Origin of the sequence: Micromonospora violae, from assembly GCF_004217135.1 — a bacterium.
Taxonomy (GTDB): Bacteria; Actinomycetota; Actinomycetes; order Mycobacteriales; family Micromonosporaceae; genus Micromonospora; species Micromonospora violae.
On sequence record NZ_SHKK01000001.1, the window covers coordinates 6,210,496 to 6,222,310 of the forward strand.

At 71.9% G+C, this 11,815-nt stretch carries 11 protein-coding genes; 5 read left to right on the forward strand and 6 right to left on the reverse strand.

The genetic code is table 11. The annotated features are described in order from the left end of the window. Nucleotides 1–6: 6 nt before the first annotated feature. The 5 genes from EV382_RS28085 to EV382_RS28105 form a co-directional block, all read right to left on the reverse strand. Nucleotides 7–1,200: a CaiB/BaiF CoA transferase family protein gene (locus EV382_RS28085; RefSeq protein WP_130406754.1), complete on the reverse strand. Its 1,194-nt coding sequence runs from the start codon at nt 1,198–1,200 to the stop codon at nt 7–9. Then, entirely contained in the window at nt 1,200–3,356 is a 2,157-nt protein-coding gene (locus EV382_RS28090) for a 3-hydroxyacyl-CoA dehydrogenase NAD-binding domain-containing protein (RefSeq protein WP_130406756.1), read from the reverse strand. The genes EV382_RS28085 and EV382_RS28090 overlap by 1 nt, the downstream gene beginning before the upstream one ends. 14 nt (nt 3,357–3,370) lie before the next feature. After that, nucleotides 3,371–4,585, reverse strand: coding sequence for an acetyl-CoA C-acetyltransferase (locus EV382_RS28095; RefSeq protein ID WP_130406758.1), 1,215 nt, complete (start codon nt 4,583–4,585; stop codon nt 3,371–3,373). Then, the gene (locus EV382_RS28100) at nt 4,575–5,741 is read right to left on the reverse strand and encodes an acyl-CoA dehydrogenase family protein (RefSeq protein ID WP_130406760.1); all 1,167 of its coding nucleotides are present in this window, start codon (nt 5,739–5,741) and stop codon (nt 4,575–4,577) included. The genes EV382_RS28095 and EV382_RS28100 overlap by 11 nt, the downstream gene beginning before the upstream one ends. 473 nt (nt 5,742–6,214) lie before the next feature. Next, nucleotides 6,215–6,433 carry a helix-turn-helix transcriptional regulator gene (locus tag EV382_RS28105; protein ID WP_341870175.1) on the reverse strand — a complete coding sequence of 73 codons (219 nt, stop codon included), beginning with the start codon at nt 6,431–6,433 and terminating at the stop codon, nt 6,215–6,217. Between the two features lie 159 nt (nt 6,434–6,592). Here EV382_RS28105 and EV382_RS28110 point away from each other — a divergent pair, with 159 nt between their 5' ends. From EV382_RS28110 to EV382_RS28125, 4 genes are all read left to right on the forward strand, one after another. Continuing rightward, the gene (locus EV382_RS28110; protein ID WP_130406762.1) at nt 6,593–6,850 is read left to right on the forward strand and encodes a hypothetical protein; all 258 of its coding nucleotides are present in this window, start codon (nt 6,593–6,595) and stop codon (nt 6,848–6,850) included. Nucleotides 6,851–6,958: 108 nt separating this feature from the next. After that, on the forward strand, nt 6,959–7,615 hold the full coding sequence (locus tag EV382_RS28115; RefSeq protein WP_130406764.1) for a TetR/AcrR family transcriptional regulator: 657 nt from the start codon (nt 6,959–6,961) through the stop codon (nt 7,613–7,615). A 222-nt stretch (nt 7,616–7,837) separates the two neighbouring features. Next, entirely contained in the window at nt 7,838–8,686 is an 849-nt protein-coding gene (locus EV382_RS28120; protein ID WP_130406766.1) for an MBL fold metallo-hydrolase, read from the forward strand. A 4-nt stretch (nt 8,687–8,690) separates the two neighbouring features. Continuing rightward, the gene (locus EV382_RS28125) at nt 8,691–9,350 is read left to right on the forward strand and encodes a CGNR zinc finger domain-containing protein (RefSeq protein WP_130406768.1); all 660 of its coding nucleotides are present in this window, start codon (nt 8,691–8,693) and stop codon (nt 9,348–9,350) included. A gap of 3 nt (nt 9,351–9,353) precedes the next feature. On the opposite strand, the gene EV382_RS28130 is transcribed toward EV382_RS28125, so the two are convergent. Continuing rightward, nucleotides 9,354–10,241: a zf-HC2 domain-containing protein gene (locus tag EV382_RS28130; RefSeq protein ID WP_130406770.1), complete on the reverse strand. Its 888-nt coding sequence runs from the start codon at nt 10,239–10,241 to the stop codon at nt 9,354–9,356. 72 nt (nt 10,242–10,313) lie between these two features. Here EV382_RS28130 and EV382_RS28135 point away from each other — a divergent pair, with 72 nt between their 5' ends. Then, entirely contained in the window at nt 10,314–11,354 is a 1,041-nt protein-coding gene (locus tag EV382_RS28135; protein ID WP_130406772.1) for a TRM11 family SAM-dependent methyltransferase, read from the forward strand. Nucleotides 11,355–11,815 lie beyond the last annotated feature (461 nt).

The following is an 11,815-nucleotide window of genomic DNA, read 5'->3' on the forward strand; positions in this document are numbered from 1 at the left end:
CCGCGGTCAGGGGCGGTGCGGCCAGCCGGTGAGGATGTCCTCGACCGGTCGGAGGTCCTGTGTCGGGTCTGGTGCCGGGGTGGGCCGCGCGGTCGGGGTGCGGTCGAAGCGGGGTGCCGGGGCCGGCTGGATCTCACCGCCCACCTCGACGAACGTGCCCCGGGCAGCGTTGTGCGGGTGCCCGTGCGCCTCGCCCGGGGCGAGCACCGGCGCGACGCAGGCGTCCAGGTCGGCGAAGACCGCCGTCCACTCGTCCCGGGTGCGCTCGGCGAACCGCTCGGTGAACCGGCGACGCAGCTCGTCCCAGCCGCTCGGGTCGTACTGGGCGGGCAGGTCCGGGTCGTCGGCCAGGCCGAGACCGGTGAGCAGGACGGCGTAGAAGGCCGGTTCCATCGCGCCGACGGCCATGAACCCGCCGTCGGCGGTGGCGTACGTGTCGTAGAACGGCGCTCCGCCGTCGAACATGTTGCGCCCACGCGGGGCGGCCCACAGGCCGGTGCCGAGGAGCCCGTGCAGGAACGAGGTGAGCAGCGCCGACCCGTCCACCATCGCCGCGTCGACCACCTGGCCGGTGCCGGAGCGCTCCCGCTCCAGCAGCGCGGCCAGCACACCGACGGCGAGCAGCATGCCACCGCCGCCGAAGTCGCCGAGCAGGTTCATCGGCGGGTACGGGCGTTCGCCGGCCCGTCCCAACGGCTCCAACGCCCCGGCCACCGCGATGTAGTCGATGTCGTGCCCCGCTCGGGCGGCCAACGGGCCGTCCTGACCCCAGCCGGTCATCCGCGCGTACACCAGACGGGGGTTGCGGGCCTGGCACACCTGCGGCCCGAAGCCGAGCCGCTCGGCCACCCCCGGCCGGTACGCCTCGACCAGCACGTCCGCGCGTTCGACGAGGCGCAGCAGGTCCACCACCCCGGTTGGGGACTTCAGGTCCAGGGCGGTGACCCGCCGTCCGCGCTGCAACGGCCCGCTGGTCGGTGCGGCCAACCGGCCCGCGCCCGGGGCGCCCGGTCGGTCCACCCGCACCACGTCCGCGCCGAGGTCGGCGAGCACCATGCAGCCGAACGGCGCCGGGGCGAGGCTGGCCAGCTCGACCACCCGCAGACCGGCGAGCGGCCCGCCGCGCGCCGGTCTGCCCGACCCGGCGTGCGTCACCGCGTCCGGCTGCTCTGCCGCGGGTGAACCTCCCGGGGACGCCATCACACGGCTCCGGCGGGTTCGGCGGGGCGGGCGGCGAGCCGGTCGACCAGGTCGGCGGGGGGTGTGAACCGGTCGCCGTACCGGTCGGCCAACTCGGTGGCACGGGCCGCGAAGCCGGCCGGACCGCCCGCGTACTGGCGGACGTAGCGGATCACCCCTCCCGTCCACGCGGGGAAGCCGATGCCGAAGATCGAGCCGATGTTGGCGTCGGTCTCGGTGCGCAGGACCCCCTCGTCGAGGCAGCGCAGCGCGTCGAGCGCCTCGGCGAAGAGCATCCGCTCCTGAAGGTCGGTGAACGGCACCGCCCGACCCGCCTCGGTGGTCAGGTCCGCCAGACCGGGCCACAGCCGACTCCGGGTGCCGTCGTCGTAGGAGTAGAAGCCGCGTCCGGCGGCGCGCCCCGACCGGTCGTACGCGTCGACCAGTTCGTCGACGAGGCGGTGCGCCGGCAGCGGCCGGAACTCCTCGCTGGCCGCCTCGAACTGGCGGCGAATCCGCTGGATCAGCGTCAGGCTGACCTCGTCGGCCAACGCCAGCGGCCCGGTCGGGTAGCCGGCCTGGAGGGCGGCCTGCTCCACCGACGCGGCGGGAACACCCTCGGCGACCATGCCGACCGCCTCGTCGATGAACCGGCCGATCACCCGGCTGGTGAAGAAACCCCGGCCGTCGTTGACCACGATCGGGGTCTTGCCGATCCGTCGGCCCAGGTCGAACGCCCGAGCCAGCGCCACGTCCCCGGTCTGCTCGCCCACCACGATCTCCAGCAACGGCATCCGGTCCACCGGGGAGAAGAAGTGCATGCCGATGAAGTCGGCCGGCCGGTCGACGCCTGCGGCCAGCCCGGTGATCGGCAGGGTGGAGGTGTTGGAGGCGAGCAACGCGTCGGGTGCCAGCACGGGCAGCACCTCGGCGAAGACCTGCTGTTTCAGCGCCGGGTCCTCGAAGACCGCCTCGATGACCGCGTCGCAGCCAGCGAGGGCGTCCACCGAGTCGGTGGTGGTGATCCGGTCCAGCACGACGCGGGCGTCCGCCTCGGTGGTGCGGCCCTTGCGGACCGCGCGGGCCGACAACCGCTGCGCGTGCTCCCGGGCCCGGCCGGCCGCCTCCGGCGTGACGTCCTTGACCACGACGTCCAGCCCGGCGCTGGCGCAGGCGTACGCGATGCCCGCGCCCATCATGCCGGCCCCGAGCACCGCCACCCGGCGCACCGGCGGGGCATCCACACCGGCCGGTCGGGCCGCGCCACCGTTGACGGCCTTCAGGTCGAAGAAGAAAGCACCGATCATGTTCTTGGCGACCTGCCCGGTGAGCAGGCCGATCAGGTGTCGGGTCTCCACGGTCAGGGCGGTCTCCAGGTCGACCTGCGCGCCCTCGACGGCGGCGGCCAGGATCGCCTCCGGCGCGGGCAGCCGGGCACCCTTGAGCTGTTTGCGCAGCGTCGCCGGGAAGGCGGGCAGCTGTGCCGCCAGCGACCGGCTGGCCGGGGTGCCACCCGGCATCCGGTAGTCCGGCCGGTCCCACGGCTGTGCCGGGTGCGGGTTCGCCGCGACCCAGGTCCGGGCGTGTTCCAGCAGCTCCGCCGGCGTGGCCACCACCTCGTCGACCAGCCCGGCGGACCGGGCGTCGGCCGGGCGCATCCGCCGACCGGTGAGCAGCACGGTGGTCAGCGCGCCGGCCAGGCCGAGCATCCGTACCGTCCGGGTCACGCCGCCCGCCCCGGGCAACAGGCCCAGGGTCACCTCGGGCAGGCCGAGCCGACTGTCCGGCGCGTCCAGCGCGATCCGGTGGTGGCAGGCGAGCGCGATCTCCAGGCCACCGCCGAGCGCCGAGCCGTTGATCGCGGCGACCACCGGCCGGCCCAGCGTCTCCAGCCGGCGCAGGTCCCGTTTGATGGTGCCGAGCAGGTCGGCCAGGGCGGGCGCGTCCTCGCGGGTGGCCCGGATCATCTCGGGCAGGTCGCCGCCGGCGAAGAACGTCGACTTCGCGCTGGTCACGATGACCCCGACGAGATCGGGCTCGGCCTCCAGCCGGTCGAGGGCAGCGCTCATCGAGGCGACGTACGCCCGGTTCATGGTGTTCGCGGACTGAGTGGGATCGTCCAGGGTGAGCGTGACGATGCCGTCGGCGCCGCGGTCGTACCGGATGGTGTTCGTCATGGTCGTCCTCCCGGTCAGCAGCGCTCGAGAACGGTGGCGACGCCCATGCCGCCGCCGATGCAGAGGGTCACCACGGCGCGGCGCAGGTCGCGGCGCTCCAACTCGTCCAACGCCGTACCGAGCAGCATCGCTCCGGTCGCGCCGAGCGGATGGCCGAGGGCGATCGCGCCGCCGTTGACGTTCACCCGGTCCGGGTCGAGGCCCAGGTCCCGCACGTACTTCAGCACGACCGCCGCGAACGCCTCGTTGATCTCGAACAGGTCGATGTCGTCGACTGTCAGCCCGGCGACGGCGAGCGCCTTACGGGTCGCCGGGATCGGGCCGGTCAACATCAGCGTCGGGTCGGCCCCGCTGACCGCCGCGCCGACGATCCGGGCGCGCGGGGTGAGGCCGAGGTCCCGACCGACCTCGCCCGAGCCGATCAGCACCAGCGCGGCACCGTCCACGATGCCGGACGAGTTGCCCGCGTGGTGGACGTGGTCGATCGCCTCCAACCAGTGGAACTTCTGCAACGCGACCGCGTCGAAGCCGGCCGCCGCGCCCATCGTGGCGAAGGACGGGGTCAGCCTGGCCAGCGCCTCCCGGGTGGTCTCGGGACGCGGGTGCTCGTCGACCGTGAGGATGTCCAACCCGTTGCCGTCGCGTACCGGCACCACCGAGCGGGCGAAGTACCCGCCGGCCATCGCCTTGGCGGCCCGCTCCTGCGACCGCAGGGCGTAGCCGTCCACATCGTCGCGGGTGAAGCCCTCCAGGGTGGCGATCAGGTCGGCGCTGACCCCCTGCGGCACGAACGACGTGGCCAGCGCGGTCTGCGGATCGGTGGCCCACGCCGCACCGTCGGAGCCCATCGGCACCCGGGACATCGACTCGACCCCGCCCGCGAGCAACAGATGCTCCCAGCCCGAGCGGATCCGCGCGGCGGCGGAGTTGACCGCCTCCAACCCGGAGGCGCAGAACCGGTTGAGCTGCACCCCGCCCACCTGGTCCGGCAGCCCGGCCAGCAGCGCGGCGGCCCGCGCCAGGTCGCCGCCCTGCTCGCCAACCGGGGTCACGATGCCGAGCAGCAGATCCTCCAACCGGCCGACGTCCACGCCGGGGTTGCGTTCACGCAACGCGTCGATCAGGCCCACCACCAGGGAGATCGGCTTGACCCCGTGCAACGCGCCGGTGTCCCGGCCGCGTCCGCGCGGGGTGCGCACCGCGTCATAGACGTACGCCTCAGAGGGCACGGGCGATCAACTCCTTCATGATCTCGTTGGTGCCGCCGTAGATCTTCTGGACCCGGGCGTCGGCGTACATCCGGGCGATCGGGTACTCCGTGGTGTAGCCGTAACCGCCGAAGAGCTGAAGACACCGGTCGACGACCTCGCACTGCCCGTCGGTGAGCCACGACTTCGCCATCGCCGCTGTCGACACGTCCAACTCGCCGCGGGTGTGCCGGACGATGCAGTCGTCCAGGAACACCCGGCTGACCCGGGCCCGGGTGGCGCACTCCGCGAGCACCATCCGGGTGTTCTGGTGACCCATCAGGGTCTTGCCGAAGGCGGTGCGCTCCTTGGCGTACGCGACGGTCAGCGCCACCGCCCGTTCCATGACCGCGACCGCGCCGACGCCGATGACCAGCCGCTCCTGCGGGAGTTGCTGCATGAGCTGGATGAAGCCCAACCCCTCGACGCCGCCGAGCAGGTTGGCCGCCGGCACCCGGAACTCGTCGAAGAACAACTCCGCCGTGTCATTGGCGTGCAGCCCGATCTTGGACAGCAACCGCCCCCGACGGAAACCCTCCGGGTCGCCACCCACCTCGCACACCAGCAGCGACACACCGGACGCCCGCTGCTCCGGGTCCGTCTTCACGGCCACGATGACCAGGTCGGCCAGGCCGCCGTTGGTGATGAACGTCTTCGCGCCGCTGACCAGGTAGTCGTCGCCGTCCCGGACCGCCCGGGTCCGCATCGCCTGCAGATCGGAACCCCCGTCCGGCTCGGTCATCGCGATCGCGCCGACCAGCTCACCGCTGCACAGGCCGGGCAGCCAGCGCCGCTTCTGCTCCGCGCTGCCGTACGCCACCAGGTAGCCGGTGACGATGCCACTGTGGACGGCCAGGCCGAGGCTGCCCTCCCCGGCGTACGCCTGCTCGTGCAGCAGCACCGCCTCGTGGGTGAACCCTCCGCCCCCACCGCCGTACTCCTCCGGGACCGACAGGCCGAGCAGCCCCAGCTCGCCGGCGCGCCGGTAGTGCTCGCGGTCCGGGTGGCCCTGCGCCCGCAGGCGTTCGGCGTGCGGCAACACCTCGTTGGTGAAGAAGGTGCGGGCCAGGTCGGCCAGGTCGTCATGCTCGGGTTCGCGCCAGGGTGAGGGGGAGCCGTGGGGCGGGGGAGTCGGCATGCGCACCACCCTCGCCTGCTGTTGGCGACCTGTCAATAAGTCGTGATCAGCTGCCGGTGCGGGCGGGCGGCATCGTGCGGGCCCTTGGCCCGGCAGTCGCCGATCATGGACTTGTGGTGCCCCGCAAAAGGGAATGGTGTGGCCATACCGCCCACCACAACTCCATGATCGACCTATGTCGGGGGTGGCGCTCGGGCAAGCAGGCTGCGTCCGGCGCAGGGGGCATCGGCCATCGCGACTGGATGGGCGGAGGTCTTGGAGGCGGCTTTCCTGGCGGGCTCGCTGGAGATCTTGGACAGTTTCCGTTAGCTGCTAACGGAAACTGTCCAAGATTGCGAAAGTTTGCCCGCCGCGAGGGGGTGTTGGGCGCGGGTGGGGGTGGGGGTCGGGTGGGCCAATCGGGCGAACCGACGTTGTTGCGCAGCGCGGGCGGGCGGGCGGCGAGTGGGCGGGTGCAGAGCGGGGAGTGGGATCTACTCGGCCTCGTCGCCATCGGTGGGGCGCGGCGGGCGGTGCTCGGCGATCCACGCCTCCACGTCGGCGCGCAGCCACACCTTCATGCCGCGTAGCTCCTGGTAAGGCTTCGGGAAGCTCGGCCGCATGGCGATTTGCTGGAACCGGCTCCGGGAGACGTTCAGCCGCTGGCCGATCTCATACGGCCCCATCAGCTCGCCCGGCCCCTTGTCTCCCACACCTGGAACCTAGGCACGGTCGCCAACCCCCAATCGGGGATCCCCAATTAGGGGTCCCCGAAAGGTTGACTCTCAGTCGAAAGTGGCTGAGGGTGGTCGGAGTGCGTCGGCGCGCTACCGATTGGGCGGCGTGGAGTGTGGTGAAGGAAGGGGTGTCCCATGGATCAGGTGTCGGAGTTGGCGTGGTTGCGGGAGCGGGTCGGGGGATTGGAGACGGCGCTGCACTGCGCGCGGAGGGAGTTGTTCGATCTCCGTTGTCGGTTGACGTTGATCGGCCGGGTGGTTCAGGACGTCGACCGCGTGCAGCGAGCGCCCGGGGTGGCCCTCGGCGCGATCAATGCGGCGCTCTACTGCGAGGCGTCCAACTTGCGTCACCTGGGACGACACGTGGTTCGGCGTCGCCGGGGCGTGCGGTGATCGCTTGATGGTCGGCAGTTGAGGCGTTGGTGTGGCGACCGCTGAGCATCAAGCGATCCAGGTGAGGAATGGCGGTCGACCCGGTGGGCGGTCGATAGGGTCGGGCAAATGAGTGTCGAGACGGCTCCGCGCCGCCGCCGGTTGGAGCCGGACGCCCGGCGTGGGCAGATCCTGGCCTGCGCGGTCCGGCTGTTCGGTGAGCGCCCATACGCCGACGTGTCGACTACCGACGTCGCCCGCGAGGCCGGTGTTGCTCGCGGCCTGGTCAACCACTACTTCGGTGCGAAGAAGGACCTCTATCTGGAGGTTGTCCGGGTCATGGTGACCATCCCGGAGGTTGCCCTGGAACGGCTGCCCAAGGGTGATCTTCGGACTCGGGTCGACGCCAGCGTCACCTGGTTCCTCGACGTGGTGTCCCGGCACAGCACCTCGTGGCTGGCGGCGGTCACCGCCCGAGGGGTGGGCGGCGACGCCGACGTGGAGCGGGTGCTCGCCGAGGCCGAGGAGGTCGCCGCGGACCGGATGCTGGTCGCCGTCGGGTTGGCCGGCGAGGCGGAGCACCGCGAGGAGTTGCGCGGGATGGTTCGCGCGTACGGCGGGCTGGCGACGTCGACCGCCCGCGAGTGGCTCCAGCGCGGCGCGCTGACCCGCGCCCAGGTGCACCTGCTGCTCACCACCACCCTGCTGACCATCGTCGAGCAGGTCATCCCGCAGGTCATCGACGGTTCGGCCCGGCCGGCGCACCCGGCCAAGCCACCGGCGTAGGACGTACGGCGGACAAGGCGGACAAGGCAACCCGAACCTGCCTCGGTCTCGGGTCGGTCCGCGCTGCCCTGATCGCGTGACATCCGGCGGGCCTGATCCAGTGTGCCGCAGCCCACGAGCGTGAGTATGGCAGTGAAATAGGCGTAGTGGTTACGGTTATTTCAGTCCACGACGGGTATCCGGCCCCGACGTGCCGTCGACCGCGTCACCGGAGGAGGAGACATGACCACATCTGCCCTGTCCTACGAGGTATTCGTCTCAGACGGCCCGATGCGAGCCGGTGATCGGCGCATGCCGGACGGGTCGCGGCTCTACGGGAGCCCGGTCGCGTCCACGTTGATCTTCGGGGCCGAGGAGGCCCTTCTCGTGGACCCACCCTTCACCCACGAGCAGATCGCGAAGGTGGGCGACTGGATCGCCCAGTCGGGTAAGCGGCTGACGTACATCTACGCCACCCACGGGCACGGCGACCACTGGTTCGGTGCGGCTGAGCTGGTCAAGCGCTTCCCCGGTGCCGTCACCTACGCGACGCCCGGCACCATCGAGGTCATGCACCAGCAGGCCACGGTTGGCCGGAGTGAGGTGTTCGACCGGGATTTCCCCGGCCTGATCCCGGAGTCGCCGGTTGACGCGGTGCCCGTGCCGGCCGAAGGGTTCCTGCTGGAGGGCAACCTCATCCAGCCCGTCGAGACCGGGCACACCGACACCGACCGGTCCACCGTGCTGCACGTCCCGTCGATCGGCCTGGTGGTCGCCGGTGACGTCGTCTACAACGGGGTTCACCAGTACATCTCGGAGAGCGCCAACGGGGGCCTGCGGCAGTGGCTCGACGCCCTCGACCGCGTCGAGGCGCTCGCACCCCGCGCAGTCGTCGCCAGCCACAAGAACCGGGACCTCCCCGACGACCCGGCCAGCATCGACGAGACCCGGCAGTACCTGCTGAACGTGGAGCGGCTGTTGGCCGAGAAGCAGACCGCCCGCGAGTTCTTCGACGAGATCGTGCGACTCTACCCAGACCGGCTCAATCCGGGACCGGCATGGTACGGGGCGCTTGCCCTGCTCGGGAAGTGAGCTGATGGTGCCTTCGATCCCCGACCACCCGGCAGATGTGGTGGTCGGGTCGTGGCCTGCCACCGCGAGGTACGACCTGGACGCCGCCCCAGGCAGCCTCGGGCTCGTTCAGGATCTGCTCAACACGATCTCGGCCGGCGCGCCACGGCAACCGGACCTCCTCGACGATCTGGGCAGCGCCACGGAGTGGGCACGGCTGGCCGTCGCGCAGTGGTCGACGGCCACCGGGCGGCCGGCACCCGACGTCCCACTCGATCCGGCGGGGCTCCGGGCGCTGCGGATCCTCCGCGAGGAGTTGCTGGACGGGATCGACAGCAGGTTGCGCGGCACGCCGGACCTCGGGCAGTCCGCCGAGGCGTCGGACCGGGTTCCGGCCGGAACCCGTGCCACCGAGGCCACGCTCCGGCTCGACCGGGACGGGTCCGTCCACCTCGACCCGGCGGGGATTGGGGCCGATCTGCTGATCTCGCTCATCCTCGCCGGGTTGTTCGAGGCGCAGCTCGCCGACGTCGGGCGGCGGATCAAGACCTGCCGAAACCCCCGCTGCCGGGTGGCGTTCTACGACCGCTCCCGCAACAACAGCGGGGTCTGGCACTCCGTACGCGTCTGTGGGCACCCGACCAACCTGCGCGCCCACCGGGCGCGCCAACGGCAGGTGGACTGACGGTCAGGCGGCCCGGCGCTCGTCGCCCTGCCCGGTGCGGGGCCGACCGCTGTGCGCTGCCGGAGCGGCGTACCGGTCGGCGGCCTGCGCCGGGTACGACTCGGGGCGTACCACCCGCAGCGGCCGGTCCACCTCGTCGGACCCGAACCGCCAGCGGGAAGGTGTCGGCTGCCGTTGCGGTGCCGGCCCACCGGGCCGGAGGCCGGGCCGGGACAGCGCCACAGTGATCAGGTAGCCGACCACCAGGAAGCCGTGGCTGATCAGCCGCTCGCCGCCCACCGATCCGGTGGCCAGGTCGTTGACCGACAGCAGCAGCAACGTGCCGACGAAAGCGCTGAGCATCGGCAACAGCCCGGCGGGTGGGCTGCGGCGCAGCGCCACGAAGAGGAAGCCCGCCCCCACTGCCACGTTCCACGCCGCTGACTCGTGCCACAGGTGCTGACCGGTGGGGTGCAGGTGGTCGGCGTTCGAGCCACGGCCCACCTGGGCCAGGCCGAGCACCAGTTGCACCGCGCCGAGCAGCCCGAGCGCCGACCGCAGGCCGGCGACGAGCGGACCACGTCCGAACGCCGCGCGCAGGCCGGCGAGCGACCCACCACGCCCGAACGCCGGGCGCAGCCCGGTCGCCAACCGACCTCGGCCGGTCAGCCGCCGCCACCACGACCCACGGGCCGGCGTCGCCGCGGCGGCGGCCAGGATCGCCTCCGTCCGGTCGGGTACCTCAACAACCAACCGGGTACGAACCCGACGGGTCACCGCGGTCGCCGCCGTGAACCAGGCCCGGCACTCGGCACACCCGTCGAGGTGCCCCTGCGCCGCCGTCAGTTCGGCGGCGGTCTCCTCCCCGTCCAACTGCGTGGACAGGACCTCCCGCCACTGCTCACACCCCATGTATCGGTAGTCGCTCGGGCAGCCGCTCCGGTTCCCGGCGACCGTGACTGGTTGTGGAATACTCGCCGGATCATGACGCGTTACGGCCTGCTGATCCTGCCCGCCACCAACCGGGTGTACGCCCGCGCCGCCATCGACCTCACCCGGGCCGAGCTGGAGATCTTCGGCCGCTCGGCGCTGGACGGCCGGATCGGCGAGCTGGACACCGAGGTCGTCGGCGGGGCGTCCTACGTCACGTTCACGGGCGACGGGCTGACCGAGCGTGACCTGTCCGTGCTGGGCAACCTCTCCGCCGGGTACGCGCTCTTCGAGATTGTCGGTGCGCTGCTGCGGCCGGTCGAGTGGAGTCGACTGGACCGCTACGACGACGACCTGCTCACCATCCAGAAGTACCCGGGCAAGACCAACGAGCAGTTCACCAAGCTGCTGCTCAACGTCACCCTGCTCGCCTCGGACTGGGCCACCGAGATGACCAGCCGCCGGTTTCGGGTGCTCGACCCGCTCTGCGGTCGGGGCACCACCCTCAACCAGGCGCTGATGTACGGCTTCGACGCCGCCGGGGTGGAGCGCGACCAGAAGGACGTCGAGGCGTACCGGGCGTTCATCACCACCTGGCTGAAGCAGAAGCGGGTCAAGCACCGGGTGCTGGAGTCGGGGCCGGTGCGGCGGGAGCGCAAGGTGGTCGGTCGGCGGGTACGGATCGAGCTGGCGCCGACCCGTGAGGAGCACAAGGCCGGCCAGACGCAGCTGCTGGACGTGGTCAACGCCGACACCGCCCGCTCGGGGGAGTTCTTCCGCCCGGAGACCGTGGACCTGGTCGTCGCCGATACCCCGTACGGCGTGCAGCACGGCAGTCGTACCGCTGGGCAGGGGTTGGCCCGCGACCCGCTGGCGCTGCTCGCGGACGCCGCGCCGGTCTGGGCCCGGGTGTTGCGCCCCGGCGGCGCGCTCGGGATCTCCTGGAACACCCACGTCGCCAGCCGGGACGACGCGGCGGCGGCGTTGGCCGACGCCGGCCTGACCGTGGTCGACGAGGAGCCCTACCGCGCGCTGCGGCACCGGGTGGACCAGTCGATCATGCGGGACGTGCTGGTGGCCCGCCGCTCGGCCTGAAACGGCCTGGCACGTCCGCTCTGCCGCGCCGGGTGCGACCCACCCGGGTCGCGCCCGGTCCCTCCCGTCCTCCCTTTGCTCTGCACCCGCCGAGGCGACGCTCACGCTCGGTAGCCGGGTAGCTGGCGCCTCCGCAGCTCTGCACCCGCCGAGGCGACGCTTACGCTGCGCCGGGCGCTGGTGCCTCCGCAGGTGCAGAGCAAAGGGGCGGGCACACGCCCTTGACCCCGCGGACCAACCGCCGGCCTGTGCCGCATTTCACCTGTTCAGTGGGCAGGTGTGAAAACCACGTCAAGAAACGGTTCGCCGCCGTCATGGTCGCGTTATGACCTCTGCCGGCCGGCGGGTGGCGGGGCTTTGATTGCCCCGCGCGACCGGAAGGCGGTCGCGACGAACCTTTCCGGTATGAGGAGTCAGCGTGTCTGACGTGGTGTTCGTGATCCTGACGGTGGCGCTGTTCG